Annotated in this window: 16 protein-coding genes; 6 read left to right on the top strand and 10 right to left on the bottom strand. The window is 46.4% G+C overall.

All coding sequences use genetic code 11. The features are described 5' to 3' along the window. Positions 1-12: 12 nt before the first annotated feature. The 3 genes from IC229_RS21320 to IC229_RS21330 form a co-directional block, all read right to left on the bottom strand. Positions 13-2,508 (bottom strand): bifunctional UDP-N-acetylmuramoyl-tripeptide:D-alanyl-D-alanine ligase/alanine racemase, encoded by a 2,496-nt coding sequence (locus IC229_RS21320; protein ID WP_190889047.1) that lies wholly within the window; start codon positions 2,506-2,508, stop codon positions 13-15. A 158-nt stretch (positions 2,509-2,666) separates the two neighbouring features. Then, positions 2,667-3,794 carry a magnesium/cobalt transporter CorA gene (corA, locus tag IC229_RS21325; protein WP_190889048.1) on the bottom strand — a complete coding sequence of 376 codons (1,128 nt, stop codon included), beginning with the start codon at positions 3,792-3,794 and terminating at the stop codon, positions 2,667-2,669. Positions 3,795-3,953: 159 nt separating this feature from the next. Then, positions 3,954-4,835, bottom strand: a complete 882-nt coding sequence (locus tag IC229_RS21330) for a sugar phosphate isomerase/epimerase family protein (protein WP_190889049.1) — start codon at positions 4,833-4,835, stop codon at positions 3,954-3,956. 260 nt (positions 4,836-5,095) lie between these two features. Here IC229_RS21330 and IC229_RS21335 point away from each other — a divergent pair, with 260 nt between their 5' ends. Beyond that, on the top strand, positions 5,096-6,298 hold the full coding sequence (locus IC229_RS21335; protein ID WP_190889050.1) for a hypothetical protein: 1,203 nt from the start codon (positions 5,096-5,098) through the stop codon (positions 6,296-6,298). A 45-nt stretch (positions 6,299-6,343) separates the two neighbouring features. Here IC229_RS21335 and IC229_RS35935 read toward each other — a convergent pair whose 3' ends face one another. Together IC229_RS35935 and IC229_RS21345 are read right to left on the bottom strand one after the other, a co-directional pair. Next, complete coding sequence (locus tag IC229_RS35935) at positions 6,344-7,255, bottom strand: Gfo/Idh/MocA family protein (protein WP_317171609.1); 912 nt, start codon at positions 7,253-7,255, stop codon at positions 6,344-6,346. A gap of 74 nt (positions 7,256-7,329) precedes the next feature. After that, positions 7,330-8,793, bottom strand: coding sequence for a DEAD/DEAH box helicase (locus tag IC229_RS21345; protein WP_190889151.1), 1,464 nt, complete (start codon positions 8,791-8,793; stop codon positions 7,330-7,332). Positions 8,794-9,076: 283 nt separating this feature from the next. Between IC229_RS21345 and IC229_RS21350 the strand changes: the two genes are divergently transcribed. Further along, the gene (locus IC229_RS21350; protein ID WP_190889051.1) at positions 9,077-10,174 is read left to right on the top strand and encodes an SMP-30/gluconolactonase/LRE family protein; all 1,098 of its coding nucleotides are present in this window, start codon (positions 9,077-9,079) and stop codon (positions 10,172-10,174) included. 69 nt (positions 10,175-10,243) lie between these two features. Continuing rightward, entirely contained in the window at positions 10,244-12,328 is a 2,085-nt protein-coding gene (locus tag IC229_RS21355; RefSeq protein WP_190889052.1) for a TonB-dependent receptor, read from the top strand. A 1-nt stretch (position 12,329) separates the two neighbouring features. On the opposite strand, the gene IC229_RS21360 is transcribed toward IC229_RS21355, so the two are convergent. Together IC229_RS21360 and IC229_RS21365 are read right to left on the bottom strand one after the other, a co-directional pair. Next, positions 12,330-13,346 (bottom strand): zinc-binding alcohol dehydrogenase family protein, encoded by a 1,017-nt coding sequence (locus IC229_RS21360; protein WP_190889152.1) that lies wholly within the window; start codon positions 13,344-13,346, stop codon positions 12,330-12,332. 67 nt (positions 13,347-13,413) lie between these two features. Continuing rightward, positions 13,414-14,205 (bottom strand): L-fucose dehydrogenase, encoded by a 792-nt coding sequence (locus IC229_RS21365; protein ID WP_190889053.1) that lies wholly within the window; start codon positions 14,203-14,205, stop codon positions 13,414-13,416. A gap of 119 nt (positions 14,206-14,324) precedes the next feature. Here IC229_RS21365 and IC229_RS21370 point away from each other — a divergent pair, with 119 nt between their 5' ends. Continuing rightward, positions 14,325-14,822 (top strand): TonB family protein, encoded by a 498-nt coding sequence (locus IC229_RS21370; protein WP_190889054.1) that lies wholly within the window; start codon positions 14,325-14,327, stop codon positions 14,820-14,822. Between the two features lie 12 nt (positions 14,823-14,834). Here IC229_RS21370 and fucP read toward each other — a convergent pair whose 3' ends face one another. After that, a complete protein-coding gene (gene fucP / locus IC229_RS21375; protein ID WP_190889055.1) occupies positions 14,835-16,088 on the bottom strand; it encodes an L-fucose:H+ symporter permease in 1,254 nt (417 codons plus the stop codon). A gap of 606 nt (positions 16,089-16,694) precedes the next feature. Between fucP and IC229_RS21380 the strand changes: the two genes are divergently transcribed. Then, a complete protein-coding gene (locus IC229_RS21380) occupies positions 16,695-17,456 on the top strand; it encodes a hypothetical protein (RefSeq protein ID WP_190889056.1) in 762 nt (253 codons plus the stop codon). A 247-nt stretch (positions 17,457-17,703) separates the two neighbouring features. Here the strand turns inward: IC229_RS21380 and IC229_RS21385 are convergent, their stop codons facing one another. Continuing rightward, positions 17,704-18,861, bottom strand: a complete 1,158-nt coding sequence (locus IC229_RS21385) for a cysteine desulfurase family protein (RefSeq protein WP_190889057.1) — start codon at positions 18,859-18,861, stop codon at positions 17,704-17,706. Positions 18,862-19,367: 506 nt separating this feature from the next. Between IC229_RS21385 and IC229_RS21390 the strand changes: the two genes are divergently transcribed. Beyond that, a complete protein-coding gene (locus IC229_RS21390) occupies positions 19,368-20,555 on the top strand; it encodes a GTP pyrophosphokinase (RefSeq protein ID WP_190889058.1) in 1,188 nt (395 codons plus the stop codon). Between the two features lie 210 nt (positions 20,556-20,765). Here the strand turns inward: IC229_RS21390 and IC229_RS21395 are convergent, their stop codons facing one another. Beyond that, positions 20,766-22,223, bottom strand: a complete 1,458-nt coding sequence (locus IC229_RS21395; RefSeq protein ID WP_190889059.1) for an alpha-L-fucosidase — start codon at positions 22,221-22,223, stop codon at positions 20,766-20,768. Positions 22,224-22,345: the final 122 nt, after the last annotated feature.

Below are 22,345 nucleotides of genomic sequence, written 5' to 3' on the forward strand. Positions count from 1 at the left end.
GCCCTCCGCCCCTTAATTCTTAAAAAACACCCGTTTCACCCGTTCGCTGACGCCGGTCAGGATTTCGTAGGGGATGGTGTCGATACGTTGGGCAAGTTCGGCAATGGGCAACGTATCACCGAAAATTAAGACGTCGTCGCCTTCAGTTGCCGACGCTTCCGTTACGTCGATCATCGTCATATCCATGCACACATTTCCCACAGTGGGGCAACGTGTGCCATTTACCCAAATCTGCCCTACACCGTTACCAAGTCGCCGGTCGTAGCCGTCAGCGTATCCAATGGCAATCGTCGCGATACGAGCGTCGTGCTCCAGTACTCCCTTGCGACTGTATCCAATTGATTCACCCGCTTTTACGGTTTTAATCTGACTGATCACCGAACGTAACGTACCCACCTGTTGCAATGCTAATGGGTCGATACCGCTGGCTTCAACGCCATACAGACCAATGCCCAGCCGAACCATATCCAGCTTATACTCTGGAAACCGGACAATACCCGCCGAATTGAGCAGATGACGGGTAGGACGGTAGCCCAGAGCCGATTCAAGGTAGGCAGTGCTCCGTAGAAACGTATCGTATTGCTGGTGCGAAAACGAATTGAATTTTGCTTCATCAGCACCAACCAGATGGCTGAAAACTGTTGATACCCGTAAATCAGGACGTTGATTCAGGTAAGCCGCTACGTCCGGCAGTTCACTCTCCAGAAACCCCAACCGATGCATCCCCGTGTCGACTTTTAGGTGCAGAGGGCGTGGGGCATGGGGCATAGGGGACAGGGCGGAATGACCACTTTTCCCTAGGCCCTCTGCCCATGCCCGCAACAGTCTTATGCTGTAGATTTCGGGTTCGAGGTTGTATTCGAGGAGGGCTGCGAAGGTTTCGGGGGCGGGATTCATAACCATAATGGGCAGATGAACACCATTTTGACGTAGCGAAACACCTTCGTCAGCGTAAGCCACGGCCAGGTAATCGACTCGGTGAAACTGAAGCAGTTGGGCAACTTCGGCACTACCGCTCCCGTAGGCAAACGCTTTCACCATTACCATCAGCTTTGTCTCACTGCCTACTTTTTCGCGGTAATAATTTAGGTTGTGCGTCAGCGCGTCGAGGTTAATTTCCAGGACGGTGCCGTGTACTTTTCGCTCCAGTCGATGAACGATACGTTCGAAGGAAAACGGACGCGCTCCTTTTATCAGCACCGTACTATCCCGCAACGTACTAACTGGGAAATTCGCCAGAAATTCATCCGTAGTTTGGTAAAAAAGGCTGTTCGTTCCAAAAAAATGGGCATTTCGGCTGAGAACCGGGCCAATTCCGATGAATTGCTCTACCTGATTACTTTGTACCAGCCCGCTTACCTGCTCATACAAATCGGCTTCGGGCTGCCCCGACTGCAATACGTCCGACAAAATAACCGCCCTGCGACTACGTGTGCTCTGTTGATTCAGAAAACGCAACGCCAGTTGCAGACCCGCTACGTCGTTGTTGTATGAATCATCGATCAGCACGCAGTTGTTGATGCCTTCTTTTTGTTCGAGCCGCATCGATACCGGACGTAACCGGTTGAGACGTGGCTGAATGGCATCGGCACCCCAGCTACGAAGTGTCAGCATGGTTACGATGCAGTGCAACAGGTTTTCTACCGAAGCAGAATCCTGAAAAGGCAGCACGAGATAAATAGGCGTTATCTCATTGCCGGTCAACTGGAGTTGTTTTCCCTGCAACGTAGCCTGATACGTAGCGTTTTTGCCCGTTAACGACCACGTAACGAGTCGCATGACCGGGTTGACGGCTTTTAGCAGTAGGTTAACTTCTTCATCAATATCGGCATAATCGACACTGTAAATGAGCGTATCGGCGTGAGTAAACAACCGAAGTTTCTCGGCGATTTTCTGCTTACGCGTACGAAAACCCTCATCATGTGCCGTACCGATGTTGGTGAAAATGCCAATTGTAGGGCGAATAATGGCTTCCAGAGCTGGCATCTCCTGTGTAGTCGAGATACCGGCTTCGAAAATACCCAACGTATGTTCGTGATTCAGTTCATGGACCGACAGCGGAACGCCTAGTTGAGAATTGTAACTTTTGGGGCTTTTGGCCACCACAAACGTATCAGTTCCTTCTCCCCCATCCAGCAGTTGTGCCAGCCACTCCTTCACGATGGTTTTACCGTTGCTTCCGGTAATACCAATCACCGGAATCTGAAACTGCTGCCGATAGTCGGCGGCAAGATTTTGAAGCATCCGCAGGCTACTATCGACCTCTATGAACGTAGCATCGGGATAGTTGGCCAGTTCGTTACGTCGTTCCGGGCTCAGCGCCGACCGTTCGACCACAAACTGCCGAATGCCTTTCTGATATAGATCGGAGATGAATTCGTGCCCGTCGTGGTGCTCGCCTTTAATGGCAAAAAAAACACCGTCGGCTGAATCGGTTGGGGAGCCGGTCACCTGCCGGGAATCCGTAAACCACGCCGAGTTTATCAGTTGATTATCAGTTGCTGTCATATACAATTGATAGAACGCAGATTTTTATGATTGGTATGATTGACCATAATTAGTTACCTGTTTGGCCGTTTTCGTGGTTAGAATAAGACAAAAATCATAACTAATTATAAAAATCGGCGGCCTATTGATACGAATAGCGTTACGTCCGAACGTAGCGTTCACATCCACCCACGCCGTTTAAAATAAATGATTTCGCCGACGGCTATTATCGCCATGATAATCAGCACACCGAAATAGCCATGTGGTTCACGCAGCTCGGGCATATTGTCGAAGTTCATGCCGTAAACCCCCACAATAAAGGTCAGGGGGATAAAAATGGAGGAGATGATGGTCAGGGTTTTCATCACCGAATTCATGCGGTTGCTCACGATGGAGTAATACACATCCATCAAGCCAGCAATCAGTTCCCGGTACGATTCGAGCGTTTCGATGACCTGGTTAACGTGGTCAGCTAAATCGCGCAAATACGGTAACGTAGCAGGTTTTATGAGTTCCGATTCTTCCCGAAGCAACGTACCGATGATGTCGCGGACAGGGTTCACCGTTCGACGGATCACGGCCAGTTCGCGTTTCAGCGTGTACAACGTAGCGAGGGTTTGCTGAGTGGCACGTTCCTGCACGATTTCTTCTTCCAGGTCGTCCATTTTTTCGCCGATACGTTCCGTAAGCAGAAAATAATGGTCGACCATTACGTCCATGAGGGCGTAGAGCAGGTAATCCGTTCCGTTACGTCGGGTTTTGCCGGAGGAAGCTTTAATCCGGTCGATAACAGGCTCGAAGATGTCTTTAGTACGTTCTTCCTGGAACGAAATCAGGTAATGTTTACCCACCACGAAACTCACATGCTCTACGTCGATCTCCTGCTTCTGCCGACTGTGGTGCAGCATTTTCATCGTCACAAAAACCACTTGCCCCGCCGGATGATACGTAATACCGTTATCGGTTCGGGGAGGAGCATCGTCGTAAATATCAATCTTGGGTTTCTGTTCTACGTTCAAAACATCCTCCAGCAGCAACGGGTGCAGGTGGTACTGCCTGCCAAGAGCCGCTACTACGTTGGATTCGTGGATTCCATCGACATCAATCCAGCTTACAAACTGTGTTTCTAGTTCGGGTAGGCGACAGGAACTCAGCTTGTTACTTTCATCGATGTGAAAATCAGTCGCATTGAAATCAATACGTTTGATTTTGGTAGCGTGCTGAATTTCTTCTCCTACGTAGGTGAGTGTACCGGGCGATGTGCCAAGGGTTTTTTCGGCCGAATGGTAGCGACGGTGTTTCGACATAAAAGCCTGTCTGTTGTTCCAGGCTGATACCCGGAGCAACTGTTTTCTTCAAATATAAATCAACTGGTGCTACCGACGATAACCATTCCAATATCGTTTGGTTCCAGTTACGTGTTCAGTAGGTTGATTTCCGTATTGCGAAACATGTTCAATGGCCTCCTACACTTTGGCAATCATCCGGTCGAACACGGCGCGTTGCTCTTTCATCGATTTTACTTTATCGGCGGGGTTTGTATGACATTCGAGCAAGACCCATCCGTCATAATTCATCTTTACCAGATTGGTCAATAATTCCTGATAGGGATAATCGGTTCGGTCTAGCTCCCGGACGTGACACGTAGTGCCAAATCGGTCTTTCACCAGATTGAAATTAGACGCAAATCCCTTGCCGTTCAGATCCTGCGGATTGCAGTTCCAGCAGATGGTGGCGTTGGGATGCGTCGCCACATCCATAATCTTCTTTATGTTAGGGAGTTCCTGTGTTTCTTCTCCGTGGACTTCCAGCCGGATTTGCTGCCCTAGTTCCGCACCGAACCGAGCCAGTTCATTGAGCGATTCCCCAATTTGCGTCAAGGTTTTTTCGGTCGGCACTTCTTTGTGTAAGCCGTTTGGTTTCACTTTTACACCCGTTCCGCCTACGTCGGCGCTTAGCCGAATGAATTCTTTAGCCCGTTCCATCGACGCTTTCAAACGGTCTGGTGCTACGTAATCGAACTGCTGATTCGTACCCAGGCCAATCAGTTTAACCTGACTATCGGCAAATTTCTTTTTGACCTCCTTTCGTTGATCGGCAGTCAGTTCGGGCATTACGTTGTGGGCGTGCTCTACCCGCAATTCGACACCCAATATGCTGGTATCTGCACAGTTCTTAATCAGCGTGGGCAAGTCCCAGTCTTTGCCCCACAGGTACGTAACAAACCCCAGTTTGACCGCCGATTTTTTAGGAGCAGCCAACGTAGTCCAGCCTGTATTCGCCAACAAAGAAGCGCCAGCCAATAAGGAAGCTTCTTTCAGAAATGTTTTTCTATCGATAGTAGCCATGTCTACGGTTACGTGTTGAAGATGAATTTGATAGCGAGTGCTAACCAAAATAATGACTTACTAACCGGTAAAGTATATCAATTTCTGTTGCTACTTATAGATGAAGTCTGCTTTAAGACGTAGTATGTAGGGTGTTCGAATACACATCATACTTCATAAATCATATACTGTTCATACAACTCTTTGCCAGATTTTCGCATCAAGGATAAACCAAGCGTACGAATCGCTGTCGAATACGTAAAAAATAAGCCCTTACGGTCATGTTCCGGCCAATCCTACTTTCCGTCCTTACAGCTTTCCTGCTCGCTGCATGCAGTAGCGGCAAATCTGCCCTCAAACGAGGTGATTTCGACCTTGCCGTCAAAAAAGCCTCTCAACGGCTCAATCAGCCCCGTTTACTGTCGAAGCGGGGGCACGAGTTGGCCCCTTTAGTGCTCAGAGACGCTTTCAAACTAGCGTATGACCAGCATCAGGCAACGATTCGTCGGTTTTCATCAGCCAATCCAGTTAACTCCAGCCAGACACCCACGTTCCGTTGGGAGACGGTTTATCAGGAATACGGCCAGCTTCAGGCATTAACCGATAATGCCCGGGCTGGTAACTGTGCAGCCTGCGCCGAATGGCTGGCTACATACCCTACTTCCTATGTCGAACAGCAGCGTGAAATCCGGCAGTTGGCAGCGGCCGACCGTTACGACGTTGCGGAGCAGGCGTTTGCTTATCGGGAAGACGACCGGTTAGCCGCCAAGGATGCTTACCTAAACTATCGAAAAGCCATTGACTGGGTACCCGATTTTCGGCAGGCGCGGGGCAAAGCCGAGGATGCCCTTCCCTTTGCGATTCTGCGCGTCGTGATTGAACCCCTGAGTCCAAGTCATGAATTAGACAGATCTGATAGTAACGAATTACAGCGGCTTATATCCCGGCAAATTGGTCAACAGACAGCCCCATCAACTTTTGTGCGGTTTTATCCCCCTGATACGCGAGGAAGCGAATTCGTACCCGGCGATGGGCACCCGATTCATCAGGCTATCCAGATGGTTGTGAGTGGCTACACGCCCTCTCTCGAAAATACGTCATCGACTTGTACAACCGTTTATAGCAATCAGGAATACAAAGTGGGCGAGAAAAAAATCAATGACTCCACTAAAGTGGATATCAAAGAAAAAGTAAAAGGCACGCTTACTACGTACCGCCGGGAAATCCACGCAAGTTTGGACATGCGCATGCGGGCCATCGATACCCAAACCGGAAAGGTCTTGTGGGAAGAGCCTATCGGAGAAACGCGCAACTGGGCTACCGAATGGCAGACGTTTAGTGGCGACGACCGCGCCCTCAATGGTCAGTCATTGGCAACCGCCAACGCCTTCCCGCCTTCCCGTTGGCAGTTACTCGATAGTATGCGCGACGACCTGGCCAGTAGTATAGCCAGCCGATTACGCTCCCGTTACTCTAGAGAGTGATGAGTTGGCTGACGCACTCATCACTTATCGTTCATCACTCCACACTCAGCTTTTCCAGTCGAGCTGGATTTTACGGCCTGTTTCGGCGGCCTGGAGAATGGCTTCAATCAACTTTATATCCTTCCAGCCTTCTTCGCCTGAGGCTTCGGGTTTTGTATTTGACCGAATAGACTGGACAAAGGCGTCCATTTGAGCAATCTGCTGGTAATGAGGGGATAGAACGTCCATAGCGCCTTTGCTGGTAACTCCCTGAGCGCCTGTAGCATTATATGCCGGTTCGAGCTTATACCAGCCCCAGCGTTCGCAGGTAACGTAGAGCCGGTCGACATAAGATGAATACGTAGTACGGCAATCAGCAATGGTGCCACCCGGAAACTCAAACTGCCAGAACACCATCTCATGAACGTCTTTAAAATGTTCCTTGTCATACGTAAACGCCTGCGCCGTAACGTTGATAGGATCAAGATTGAGCGCCCGGCGAGCGCCCTGAATGGCATAGACACCCAAATCCATGATGGCTCCTCCCCCACCAATTTTTTTATCTAATCGCCAGGAGTTTGGCCCGGGAACAGTGAAGCCTAAGGCGGACTCGATCACTTTTACAGGCCCGAATTCCTTCGCGGCCACCAACCGACGTAGTTCCAGATGATGAGGCTCAAAATAGAGTCGGTAACCTACTGATAACTGAACACCCGCTTTTTCGCAGGCAAGAATCATCTGCCGGGCTTCGGTGGTGTTCATAGCCATCGGCTTTTCACAGATAACATGTTTACCCGCCTGAGCAGCCCGTATGGTGTATTCGGCGTGCAGAAAATTGGGAAGTACTACGTAGATGATGTCAATATCCGGATTGTTCCGAATCTGGTCGAAATTCTGGTAGTTATAGATGTTTTTGGCCGGAATGTTGTATTTCTCTGCCCAGATTTTCGCCGAGAAATGAGCGCGGACATGAGCTATATGATTTCAGTAAAGAACATAAAAAAAGGCAGCCCGTTGCAAACATCAGGCTGCCTAAATGCTGGAAAAGCGAACTACTCCCCTGCCGAAACGGATGGTACGGAAACGGGATTAGCTTCTGATGTACGTCCTTCTTTACGGGGTCCACGTCGACGTTTTTTTCGTTTTGACGCCTTATCCTGACCAGCGGCATTATTTGCTACGTTCAGGCCAGGGTCACTTCCCGTCACCGCTTCAGTTTGCGGTTTTGGGGTTATTTCTGCACGATTACGTCGGTGATCACTACGTCCTTCCTGATGTTCACCAGTAGGCGTTCCTTCCTGACTTTGTCGTGGATTGTCACCCCGTCCTCGCTTCCGATTTTTATTTCGTGTATTATCCCCCCGACGGCCTTCCTGTCGAGGAGGATCGCCACGTCGTCCACTGAATCGGCGGGGATCGAACACGGGCGATTTACCCAGACCCAGTTCTTCCGTAATGGATTGCTTGTCGACTTCCCGCTCGATTAGTTTCTCAATACGGGTAATTCGGTTCTGGTCCTGATCACTGATGAACGTAATGGCTGTGCCCGTCGTGGCCGCCCGAGCGGTACGTCCGATGCGGTGAACGTAATCCTCGGCATCACGCGGAATGTCGTAATTCACTACGTGTGTCAGGTTGTCAATATCAATTCCTCGCGACAGTACGTCGGTAGCGACCAGAATCGGGAACGCTTTATTTTTAAAATCACGTAGCACGACCTCGCGGGCGTCCTGCTCCAAATCTGAGCTAATACCACGTGCTTCATAGTTAAGCTTACTCAACGCACGAACGATACTGTTTACTTCGGCTTTCTTCGACGTAAACAGCACCATGCTCTGCACCGGTTTCGGGCTGTTAGTAATCAGGTGAGCCAGCAAGGGTAATTTCTGGTTATCGTAAGCCAGGTAGAACTGTTGATCGATACCAGCCGCCGGTTTCGACACCGCCAGCCGAATTTCTTCGGGATCCTGTAGAATTCGCTTCGAGAATTCCCGAATTTTATTTGGCATCGTGGCCGAAAACAGCAGCGTCTGCCGTTTCACAGGTATCTTGGCCACAATGTTCAGAATATCGTCGGAGAAGCCCATATCAAGCATCTTGTCGGCTTCATCAAGCACCAGATAATCGAGCTTACCAAAATCGACGTAGCCTAGTTGCATATGAGCAATCAGTCGTCCTGGTGTGGCAATAATGATGTCGGCACCCGTTTCGAGCGCCTTGCGTTGTTTGTCCCAATCGTCGCCTTTGCCGCCCCCGTAGATGGCTATGCTGTTGGCTTCTACAAAATAACCGAATCCTTCTACCTGCTCGTCAATCTGTTTGGCCAGCTCGCGCGTGGGCACCAGAATGAGCGTACTGGTATGGTCGTGATTGGTGTGGGAAATACGGTCGAGCAGGGGAATCAGGTAGGCGGCTGTTTTACCGGTACCGGTCTGAGCACTGGCGATGAGGTCGCGCCCTTCGAGAATTTTAGGGATAGCCAGTTCCTGAATGGGCGTGGCTTTAAGGTAGTTCATGGCATCTACACCGGCCAGCAGGTCGTCATGCAGATTAAATTCCTGAAATGTCAAGGTACAGCTTCGTAAAAGTGAAAAACGCTGACCTTAACTTCCCGGCCAGCAAACCGTCGCTGCGTTGCAACGACACTACATCGATTTGAAACAAATATATTAAAAAAGAGCGAATTTTCCTCGATTTGCGTCTTTCTTAGGACCGGCTTATTACTTAGTAGGTTAACTACTGATAATAACCTTCCCTTGGTATGCCAGTTATACCAGCAGAAAGGTTGTTCCATTACTTATGAGAAACTTGTTTATTTTCAGCGCTCTGATTCTCGGCAGGCCCTTGGTTTCTGCTCAATCGACTCCAGCCGGTAAACTGGAAACGGTTGCAGAATTTGGCAAACATCAGTGCATTGGTTTAGCCGTTGCCCAGCCCACAGCCGCCAGTCCTGCCCGGATTTTCGTTACGTTCCCGAAGAATCCGGACAATTACGATTATGGCTTGGCCGAGATACGTAATGGTCAGCGCCACCCCTATCCAAACGCCGAATGGAATCAGTGGGATTCACTGAATCCGCAGAACCGATTCATGAATGTGCAGGCCCTTTTCGTGGATCAGACCAATGCGCTCTGGGTACTCGACCCCTCTAACCCATCCGGCCAGAAAGCGATCCCAACGGGTATCAAACTTCTGAAAATCAATCTAAAAACGAATCAGGTTGAAAAAATTTACCGTTTCGAAGATTTACCACGCGACCGACTCGGTTTGAACGATGTACAAATTGATACGCGCCGTCAGAAAGCGTATTTGTCGGCCCCCGGACGAGCGGCTATTGTTGTACTCGATCTGGTTTCCGGCAAAAGCAGACTCGTACTGGAAAGCGACAAAGCCACGAAAGCCGATCCAAACTTTGTGCTACGTATCGACGATAAGGAAGTCCGTGACAAACAGGGCGTTCCGTTCAGTAGTAACGTCAACGGTATTGCACTTACGCATGATTTCAAGTACCTCTATTTCCGCCCCATCACCCAAACGAAGCTGTTTCGTATTACCGTCGACGACCTCACTAATCCAAACGTATCGCCAGCCGATCTTTCATCACGCGTGGAGACGGTAGGGGAAACAGGCGTATCGCATGGCATGATTGCCGATAAAAAAGGGAATGTTTACCTGACTGATTCACCCGACAAAGCCATCCGTTATTTCACTCCTGACCGTCAATTGAAAATGCTTGTTCAGGACAATCGCCTGCTTTGGCCAGACAGTTTTGGCATCGGCGCAGACGGCTATCTATACGTAACGACGGCCCAGATTCAACGTACCAAACGCTATAACGACGGACAGGATAAAGTCGATTACCCATTTCGACTGTTTCGAGTTAAGTTGCCGAACTAGTTAACGTAACGGTAGGTTCACATCAAATACAGCTTTCCAGTTTACATTTACGCTACCTGCTGTAGCTCCATGCAAAATTACTACTCACTTATTGGCCTTCTTGCCATTCTTTTCAGCACTTCCGGGGTGTATGCTCAGGAGACTCAATCTTCGCTGGACGATACGTTACATCTTAATGAAGTCATTGTGCGGGGCTATGCTACAAACCGGCGTTTGCTGGAAACACCAGCTTCGGTTGGCTTACTCACACGTCGGGATTTGAACCAGCGATTTGGTACGCCTACGCTCGTACCGGCGCTCAATACGTTGCCGGGTGTGCGGGCCGATGAACGGTCGCCGGGGAGTTACCGACTGGCCATTCGGGGGAGCGCTATCCGGTCACCGTTTGGTGTTCGGAATATCAAGGCGTACTGGAACGAAATGCCGCTCACTGATGCCGGTGGAAACACTCCTTTGAATGCGCTCGATGTGCGGGCTTTAGGCCGGATTGAAGTTATTAAAGGGCCGTCGGGAAGTTTGTATGGGGCTGGTACGGGCGGTACGATTCTGTTCAATGGGTTAACGGTTCCCGTCGACAAAAGTAGTGTTGAGATTTCTGCACTAGGCGGCAGTTACGGACTTTTTGGCAATGGCATTTCATTACAAACGGGCAAAAACAATTCCGCTATTTCGCTCAATTACAATCATTTGCAGAGCGATGGCTACCGCGATCAGAGTGCCGTAGTACGTGATAATCTGAGTTTTGCCGGGTCGTTTAATGTGAGCCCGAAACGAACGGTTTCAATACTGGGTTTTTATTCGGATTTACACTACCAAACGCCCGGCGGACTAAACGAAGCACAATTCAAAGCTAATCCAAGAGCCGCCCGACCCGCTACACCAACCCTTCCCGGCAGTATCGAACAGCAGGCAGGTATTTACCAGAAAATCGGGTATCTGGGCGTTTCGCACGAATATCGCTGGAACGACCGCATTCAAAATACAACCGTCATTTTCGGTTCACACACCGATTTCGCCAACCCATTCATTACTAACTTCGAGAGACGTACTGATCAGGGACTCGGCGGGCGGACAATCACTCAATTCCGATTCCCGAACAGTCCGTTACCAGCGACCGTAACTGTTGGGGCCGAACTGCTACGTACCTTCACCGTCGACCGGAATTTTGGAAATCGACGTGGCGTTGCTGATACCATTCAAACCGACGAGGAACTGACCGCCCGTCAATCCACGGTATTCTTACAGGCCGAAGTCGAACTACCAGCCCGGTTTCGGTTAACAGCCGGACTGAGTCGTAATGATGGGCAGTACGGATTTACGCGCTTTCCGATACGTACCGGCAATCCACCCGCTACGTTGCTGACCCGCAATTTCGCCCCCGTTTGGTTGCCACGTCTGGCGTTGCTACGTACATTTGGGCAGAACGTTTCGGCTTTTCTCAGTATCAGTACTGGGTATTCGGCACCTTCGAGTCAGGAGGTTCGGCCGTCGGCGGGGGGCTTCAATACCAGCCTGAATGCCGAACGCGGGACCAGTTATGAAGTAGGCTTGCGGGGTTCAGCGATGGCCAATCGATTGCATTTTGACGTAGCATTCTATCAGCTTCAACTTAGCGAAACCATTGTTCGTCGGTCAGATGCGGCCGGCGCTGAATATTTTGTCAACGCAGGACGTACCGACCAACTTGGGCTTGAGGCACAGGCCAGTTACGACGTACGATTTACAAGTGGGGAACTACGATTCTGGAATAACCTGACCCTGACCAATTACCGATTCCGCGACTACCAGCAAGGTGCCACCGATCTGTCGAATAACCGGATTCCGGGCGTAGCGCCTGTCACGAACGTAACGGGCATCGACGCTGAATTTAAACCTGGACTTTACGCTCACCTGACGTATCAGTACCTCAATCCATTCGCCCTCAACGACGCGAATGCGGCTTTCTCTTCACCTACCCGTCTACTTCAGGGAACGCTGGGCTTTCGACGAAATCTGGGGCAACACTGGACGCTGGACCTCTACGTTAGTGGCGATAACTTGCTGAATCAGACCTATTCACTGGGTTACGATCTCAACGCCGTTGGTAATCGTTACTTCAATGCATCTCCCGCCCGAAACATCATGGCCGGCGTTCGATTGGGTGTAAAGTGGTAAATCAGTCCACTTCTACCATCGCTTTAATAACGCCGTTGGCCGGGTCAAGCCAGCCCGCGAATTCGTCGCTTACCTGTCCGAACGTAACACGGTGGGTGATGTACGTAATGGGGTCAATCAGTCCGTTTTTCAGAGACGTAACGACGTGTTCAAAATCCTGTCGAGTGGCGTTTCGGCTGCTCATCACTGCTGCTTCCCGCTTGTGAAACTCCGGGTGGCTGAACGAAACTTCCCCTCGCTGTAAACCTACCAATACGTAACGCCCTCCGTGAGCCATGTACTGGAAAGCGTTGTTGATAGCCCGTTGGCTACCGGTAGCGTCGATGATCACGGTGGGCATTTCACCATTGGTTATAGCCATTAACTGTTCCGTTACGTCTGGAGCAGTTGCCACAATGGTCTGTGCTACGTTCAGGCGATTGCGACAAAAGCCTAAACGGCTCTCGTTGATATCCAGCGCTATTACGTTGCCACCCGCAATCCGGGCAAATTCCATGACGCCTAATCCAATGGGGCCAGCTCCAATCACCAGCACCCACTCGTCAGGCTGCACATCCGCCCGCCGAACGCCATGCGCGCCAATAGAGAGCGGTTCGATAAGTGCCAGTTCGTCGAAACTCAGTCCATCGCCATGTACTAATAATCGGGTTGGTACGGACAAATATTCGACCATACCGCCATCAGAATGAACTCCAAACACATTGAGGCTGGCACAGCAATTCGTTTTACCCATCCGACAGGCAACGCAATGCCCACAGTTGATGTAAGGCAGGAACGTAACGGCTTCACCCGGTAGAAATTCCGACGTATCGTCCGTTTCTACGACTTCGCCAGCCAGTTCATGGCCCAGGATTCGGGGGTAGTTGAAAAATGGCTGCGTACCTTCAAAGGCGTGCAGATCAGTGCCGCAAATACCGATTCGTCGGATGCGTAACAGGGTATTGCCAGCTGTACGTTCAGGTATTACACCCGTTTGATACGTGAGCGTTCCAGGGGTTGTACAGACTAATGTTTGCATAATTTTAATGATAGATCCCGACAGGCTCCGGCCGCCCCGCGCCGAAGCGGCCGGAGCCTGCGTTACTTTAAGAAGCGTTTGCCAGGGCGCGGTCGAGGTGGACGTAGCCACCATCGACGTAAAGCAATTGGCCGGTTGTATGGCTTGAACGAGATGACAGCAAAAACGCCGTTGTGTTGGCAATTTCCTCCGCCGTCGTCATTCGGTTTTCAAGCGGAATTTTAGCGACAATCGACGCCAGTTTTTCTTCAGGATTGGGTAACGTCTGAATCCATTTTTCATACAGTGGCGTCCAGCATTCAGCTACGATGATGGCATTGACCCGGATGCCGTATTTCAACAATTCGACGGCCCATTCGCGGGTGAGAGCATTACGTCCGCCGTTAGCCGCTGCGTACGCCGACGTTCCGCCCTGTCCGGTTTCAGCGGTTTTGGAACTGATATTGACAATCGCTCCTTTCGATTCTTTCAGTGCAGGTAGTGCGTGGTGAACGATCAGGTAGTAATGCACCAGATTTTTGTGCAACGACGCCATAAAAGCCTCATAATTACCAGTTTCGAGGCCAACGCCATCGTTTACACCAGCGTTGTTAACAACGCCGTCGATACGTCCGAACTGCGCCAGTGCCGCCTGTATGGCCTTCTCCGATTCTTCGGGCTGAGTGAGTTCAGCGACAATTTGAAACGCCTGTTGGCCAGCCTCTTCAACCTCAGCAACTACTTTTTGGTTGTCGGCTTCGTTACGTCCGATGATTACCGGAATGGCTCCTTCGGCTGCCAGCACCTTTACAATGCCTTCGCCAATGCCTTTGGCGCCACCCGTTACAAGAATGACTTTATTTTGCAGGTTTAGATCCATTTGTACTACGTTTTGATATGCTCGGCTTGTACTAAACGTACTGCGCCTATATTGGTAAAAAGGTGAAAATTAGAAATCTCTTGTCAACGACTTTGTAAACTAGTTCAGGAATCAAAAGTATGATCTATTTACGACTGCTCATCTTGCTGGCAATCAGCTCTATGGCTCAGGCACAATTACCGCCTGCGAATCTTAGTCAGGACCCTGTATTTACTACGATTCTGAACCGTCGGCTAAGCTACCCTCGTCAGGCTCAGTGGTCAAGTCGATACGGACGAGTTTTTGCGGAATTTACCATAAATGAAAAAGGTCGTGTTCAGGATATCTCGATTCTTAATCATAGTGCCGAAGGTGATTATGCTGGTTTTGAACCGTCTGTGATAGCCGCCCTAAAAAAACTACCATCGCTGAATCTACAGTTCATAGGCCGTTATATTCTACCAATCTCTTTCGTTTTAGTGGATTACCGCCACAAGGATAAACCCTTTATTCCGACTGATACGTTGCATATCCAGGATTTGATGGACCGAATCATTCTGAAAGAAATTAAAGTTATGGGCAGTAATATAAACAGTAGAGAACGTATTAAAGCGGCCTCAGGAAACGAAGCGTACTAAAAGCTTTTGCTGTCAGTGAGAGGCCGCCAGTTTGACCCGTTTCACTGCGAAATTCCGAACGGCGAAGTACAGTACGGGTAAGAAGCAGATAGCCGGAACGATATAAGCCATTTGCATGGTGCTCATGTCGGAGATACGTCCCATCAGCACCGGAAAAAAGGCTCCGCCCATAATGGCCATAATCACCAGCGATGAACCCAGTTTGGTTTTTGCGCCCAGTCCGCGAATGCTTAGGGCAAAAATAGTTGGGAACATAATTGACATAAAAAATTCGACGCCAATCAGTGCAAATACGGAAACCATGCCACTAGCCATTATAGCAATCGCCAGCAAACCGACATTTATTACGCTGTAGAGTGCCAGCAGATGCGGAGGAGTAATGTACCGCATCAGGAACGTACCAAAGAAACGGCCCACCATGAATCCAAGCAAAGCACCTGACAACCAGTACGCTGCAGTCTTCTCATCAAGCCCGGCCGCCTGACTGCTAAACCGAATGAAGAAACTGCTGATACATACCTGAGCGCCCACGTAGAAAAACTGCGCCACTACGCCCAGAATCAGGTTTTTCTCACTTAGAATCGAGCCAGAACTGGCAGCGGGTGAATCATCTTCTTCGTTGATGTTGGGTAGAGTTGTCCGACTTATCAGAATGGCAACCAGCAATACCACTGCACCAATCACTAGAAACGGCGTCTGCACCGCTGATGCTTCTTCTTTCAGATATGCTTTAAATTGCGCAGGGGCCATAGCCTGCTGTTCAACTGCCGATACGTTCCGACCGGAAAGAATAAACCGTCCGCCAATCAACGGAGCCAAAAAGGCAGCTAATCCATTGAACGACTGCGCAAAATTGAGCCGTTGTGTAGCCGAGTCGGCATCACCCAGAACAGTAATGTAGGGATTGGCCGCCGTTTCGAGGAGTGTCAGGCCGCTAGCAATGATAAATAGTGCGATCAGGAAAAAGCTGAACTGACGTAATTCTGCTGCCGGGTAAAATAGAAATGTACCACCTGCAAAAAGAATCAACCCTAATGTAATACCTGCTTTATATCCGTACCGCTTCATAAGCAGACCTGCCGGAAGCGCCATCAGAAAGTACGCGATATACGACGCCGAGTCAATCAAAGCCGACTGAAGATCAGTCAGTTGGCAGGCTTTCTTGAGGTGCGGAATCAGAATTGGATTTAAGTTCAGGGCAAATCCCCACAGGAAAAAGAGTACCGTAATTAAGGCTACGGCAAAGCGGTTTGCAGGTTTAGACACGAGTTTAGGCGAGTTGGTTTAGGACTGCATAATTAGGGCAAAGAACGGATAATTACCAGTGCCATTTTGCTAAAAACTTACCTGGATACTATGCTATCTTACCCTACTTTTGATGTCCAGTATCCTGACGTATCAAAATCGAGCTTTGGTAGAATCAGTACGCGGTATCATGGCTCTTATACTGCCTTTACTGCAAACCAAAGTTCATTCTAGAATGGATTGTACCGGCACTGTGGTTGTTATCTCAGCGTATTATCGGCTGGTTAGAAACCCTAACGAGTTGTTTAACAATAATGTAGGTTATTATACTATCCGCCGATTACCATCCCCAATTCCTTTTAAAGACCAATTTTATCAGACTCTCATAAATAAAGCGGCCGGCCAGGTAGGAATACCCAAATTAAGCTTAAAACCTTGTTTTAAGGTAATCCTTGATAGGCTTTCATCTTATTTCTTGCTTATTTTTGTAACAATAAGAATGACCAAGCATTTTTACTTACAGGAATAATTGGATGAGTGGAGGCTGCTATTGAACGAATATAGATAGTATTTGAAGTTCATTAGATAAGTGACCGCAAATCCATTATTTACATACTACCTGATTTTATGGCCTACAGAATATTAAATTCCGAAAATGAAATTACACACATTCTTAACGACAGGATAAAACAAACAAACGGTAATATTATAATTCAAGCAGGTCACTTCGCTTTAGTTTTTGATAAAGATTTGAATAAATTAATACCTGCAATACCGGATGACATAAGTAGCACGGAGGTCAAAAAAAAAGTATCTGAACATCCATATATGGGGGCATTTCCTGTAAATACTTGGGAACTAGCCCTTAAAATAGCACTAGACAACCCTGATAAAAATATTAAGACTTCCATTATCGTGAATGATTGGCAATGGGTTCCAAAATCAGGTGATGGGGCGAAAAATATTTTAAGAGAGAATTTTTATAAAAACGATTCAAATCTTCCTAATTCATTTAGAAAATTATTGGCTAAATATAGCCTGTCTGATGACATTTTATTACCTTTAACCACTGATAAAGATTCATTAATATTTTTTGGAGAGCAAAAAATGAGGAATCGGGCTAGAAGCGAATTTTCTAAATTAGTAGAATCAAACACAGCTATCAGTTGTTCAATTGGTTATTTACCCTTTTTAAATTATGTCGACAAAACAGCTGTTGATTTATTAATAAGTTTTATTCCAAAGTCATGTAAAGAACCTATAAATTTTAGTACTGAATATTATCTGGAAAATTATTCCCAAAATCGAATAAAAATTATTAATGTATTCTTTAATGGAATATTTGAAAGCAATTTTTTTGAACAAAGTGAATATATTGACTTTTTTTAATGCTATGTATTTTTATATCATGTAGAATTTTAATTTGGCTGTAAACATATATCTCATGAGTGTTTGTCGCTTATAAAATTTGGCTTTACTCAAATTATACTACTTGAAATTAAATCTATATACTAAAATTTAGAACAATTATTAAATATATTTTGTAAATTATAGAAATAAATAAGAATCTGGAGTTTATTATAAGCTAAATAAAACCAGTATGCGTTTTTAAGAAAATAAAAATTCACAAAATACGCTACCAACTTTTCAATTTGTTGACTATATCAATAATATAATTAGTGCTATACTCGATTTCATCAGATGTTGTATAACGGCCCATGCTAAAACGAATTGATGAGTAAAGCGATTCATCAGAAACATTCATTGCTTTAAGGACATGTGATGGTTCTAAAGAGGCAGATGTGCAGGCGGAGCCAGAAGAAACTGCAATTTTCACTAAATTCGGAATTAAAAATTCACTATTTAATTCTCCAAACGAAATATTACTTACATGATTTAATCTGTGGTGTACATGGCCATTCAAAGTAGCTCCAACTATTGAAGACAGTATTTTATTTTCAAAGGAATTTCTTAAATTTAATAGCCGCGAATTCTCATCAGATAAATCATTTAATACTAACCCCAATGCTTTAGCCATACCAACTATACCTGGCACATTCAGAGTGCCAGACCTAAATCCTCGCTCGTGGTTTCCACCATCTAAAAGGGGCGTAAGTTTAACTGCTGGTTCTTTTCTATTTACATAAAGACAACCGATTCCTTTAGGGCCGTAAAACTTATGTCCCGAAAAGCTCATTAAATCTATATTTTCATTTGACACATCGATTGGAATTTTCCCTACTGCTTGTGTAGCATCAGTATGAAAAAGAATATCCTTTTCTCTACACAGATCACCTATTTTTTTTATTGGTAAGACCACACCCGTTTCATTATTAGCATACATGAAAGAGGCCATAATTGTTTCTGGACGTATCGCATCTTCTATTTGATCTAATGTAATTAACCCATCTGATGACGGTTTAAGATAGGTTACCTTTGCTCCCCAACTCTCTATGTGTTTGAAAGTATCAAGAATGGCTTTATGCTCAGTCTGTAATGTAATAAAATGATTTCCTTTACTTTTATATGACTCATATACACCTTTTATTGCCAAATTATTAGCTTCTGTTGCTCCAGATGTAAATACGATTTCTTTTTCAGAGCCCCCTATCAAACTGGCTATTTCTATTCTGGCTAAATCGACCGCTTCTAAAGCCTTCCACCCGAAAAGATGTGTCCGTGACGAGGCATTACCAAATTGAGAAGTTAAATACGGCATCATAGCCTCTAAAACTTCTGCTGCTAGTGGTGTGGTAGCATTATAATCTAAATATATTGGAAAGTTAAGCGACATATTTTGCAATAGTTATAGCTAATGTACAAATTTTTTAAATAAATTTAATAAATAATATCTCTATGCAAAGAATATGTATTAGATTTAAGAGCCGACTCAAGTTTAAAAAGTTCTTTTATAGTCCGTATTTATAAACGGTGAGTAGTTAAGAAGCACTATGATGCTGTTTAACTTTGTCTATTTAGGTAACTTCTGAGATGACGTAATTTATCTGACTGGACATACGATATTGCTATAAAAATGCTTGGATTAGGGCAATACTTACTTGCAGATGATTAGTTATACCGCCCAAGGAATTCATGTATGATAAGTTTATTAATCAGTGGAAATTGGGCAGTATAGAAGCATTTAAAGTCACTTTTTAATAATAACTTCCTCCAATTATTAACTAAGGCAAAGCAAATGACAGACTTAAATCTCTAGTAGAGAACTAATTTCTCAGTAAGCTTTTAAAGAATATACGTATTGAATCGCAACTTTAATTTTTACGTTCAATTTCAATAAATATGACTCCTGATCAAATAAGGTATTCAAATGAATATTGGAAACAACGTTTTTTTTTAACTTTTCTCGAAAAGAAAGTTTATGACTTCTTAGAAGCCCTTTGTCAACAAAACAGTGTAAGAGTTGAGTCGAGAGTAAAGGACGAAAAAAGCTTTCTTGACAAAATAGATAGACCTGGTAAGTCTTATAAAGACCCAATCAATGACATCACTGATTTAGTCGGGTTTCGGGTAATTACTTATTATAAGCGGGATGTTGATATCGTAGAGGAGATTATAAGGAAGAATTTCTGCGTAGATGATACTCATACACAGGATACTTTCGAAAGATTACAGCCAAACGAATTTGGATATCTATCAAAGCACTTTATTGTCCAATTAAGCCCTGAGACATTAAAACAATTAAGTCCTGAGCGATATAGAATACCGGATTTTAATCATTTGATGAGAGAGTGCAAAGAACAAAAGTTTGAGATACAAGTACGTACTCTGTTGCAGCATGCCTGGGCAACTTTATCTCACAAATTGACTTACAAAGCTGAAAATGAGGCTCCAAGAGAACTGCGCCGTAAAATTGCGATGCTAAGTGCGCTTTTAGAAACAGCAGACGACGCATCAATGAGCCTTCAAAAGCTTAGACAGGAAATTCAAGAAAAATACAGAAATGAAATAACAGCCGGGAATCTCAATGGAATTTTTATTGATGCAGAATCTGTTTCAGCCTATTTAGAATTGTCAGATGATGCTAAAGCATGGTGGACTATTGCGCATGAAATAGGATGGCAAAGTTTAATTCCTATTCAGGTAAACCTAAACGCTATAGATGGGATTGGCCCTGAAGATGTTGAAGCTGAAAGAAAAGAGAAAGAGAAAGAGAGGCAAAAAAGGCAAGTTTCTAATTTAATTGCTTTATTAGGTAAAGGAAAAGTTGAAAAACTATCAGAACTTGATGAAATCCTCACAAATGATAAACCTCTACGGATAAAATACCTTAGAGATTTATTTATGCAGTTACAAGCAAATAATGAGCATGTTAGAGCAAGTATACATGATATAATACGTGCAATTGTAATAAATGTAAAATGTCAAGTGATAAGGCCAAGCGATTTGAAAGCGCTAGATTATGACGAATCGTTAATAAACATCTTTAGCAAACTGTGTAACCTATGCGAAAAAGATAATGATGTATAGACAACTATAAGCTTGTGTTTTAATAGGCTACATTGTGCCTGATACATTTCTATCAATAGTTGCCCAGATGCTACATACTTATTGATTTGCTGAGTCAGTGCTTTCTTACGTTCGCGTCGTTTGCTTCTTCATTTTCGCCCAAATAGTTCTGATTCGTCAGGTAGACTAATCACTACTTGGATTGGATGACGGACGTAGTATCAAGAATACCTATTTCTCTACTTTAAAAACCCAGGCTGGTTGCGTGGTTAACCACTGCCGGGCCTGTTCGGGTAACGTAACAAGTATTTCCGTCGGCGACGTAGTGATTTTGAGCACTTTGGCGTAACCCAGCAGTTTTACCGTCGGTTTTCTGGCCGTCGATACGTTGTTCAGGGTGATGGTTGTCGGGGGAATTTCCTGCTCAGCGGGCAGATACGTATGATACGTAGCACGTTCGGTACCCATATACGCCCACTTTTCCTGCCGATATGGTGCAACGGGTTTGGTATCGTAAATAGATTCGCCGTTAATACGTAGCCAGGCACCTATTTCCTGTAATCGCCCATACGCTTCGGAATGCCATTCTCCATCGGGACCAGGGGCGATGTTCAGTAGCAGATTTCCGTTTTTAGCCACGATGTCGACCAAGGTATGAATCAGCTTTCGGGCCGATTTAAAATTCTCTTTCGGAATGTACGACCACGAATCACCCATAGTCATGCATGACTCCCACGGAATGGGCATATACGTATCGGGGATAGATTGTTCGGGCGTTACGTAATTTTCAAACTCACCCGTTACGGTGCGGTCCACAACCAGTAATCCAGGCTGATTACTACGTCCCATCTGGGCAATACGGGCCATGTCGATGTCCTGATCGTAGGGAATGGTACGTTGCCAGCTAATGGTGGAGTCGATGGTGCTGGCCGGACGTACCCAGCCGCCATCCAGCCAGAGAATGTCGATTTTTCCATAGTCGGTCATCAACTCCTGAATCTGGTTGAACGTGAAATCTTTAAACTGCTGCCATTTCTGCGGATATTTCTTTGGCGCATACGATACGTTCCGATCTTTGGGCGGGAAATACGGGTCCCAGTAAGACGGTACGTGCCAGTCGGGTTTGGAAAAATACGCCCCCACCATAAAATTCTGATTTCGGAAGGCTGTGAACACTTCCTTTGCTACGTTGCTACGTGGATTTTTAGAAAAAGGCGTCTTAGCATCGGTGATTTTATAATCGGTTTGTTTGGTATCGAACATGCAGAAACCATCGTGGTGCTTGGTCGTAAACACTACGTATTTCATGCCCGCATCTTTGGCGGCTGTTGCCCAGCGTTCGGGGTTGAATTTGGTTGGATTGAAGGTCGTCTGGAGGTTTTCATACGCTCGTTTGTACTCGTACCAATTGGACGCATACGGTCCCCGACGAACACACCAGCCCTCATCTTCAGGACATAACGACCAGGATTCGACGATACCCCACTCGCTATAGGTACCCCAGTGCATCAGCAAGCCAAATTTGATATTCTGCCATTGAGCCAGCTTCTGACGTACCAGACTGTCTTTAGGTACTACGTAGTGTGCGTGGTTTTGTTCGGAATGCTGCTGAGCCATCAGCGCACCCGGCAGAAATGACAGAATAAAGGCTAAACTGTGGCGGAACTTTCGGAAATAGTTGTTCTTCATGGTGCTACGTCCTTGTTAATTAACGTATTGCTGACGCATAGGGGTTCGACAGGCTCAGCCTGACAGACTACTTAACGTTGTGAATTAATCTGCTTGTCAGGCTGAGCCTGTCGAAGCCCTAT

Origin of the sequence: Spirosoma profusum, assembly GCF_014699005.1 — a bacterium.
GTDB lineage: Bacteria > Bacteroidota > Bacteroidia > Cytophagales > Spirosomataceae > Spirosoma > Spirosoma profusum.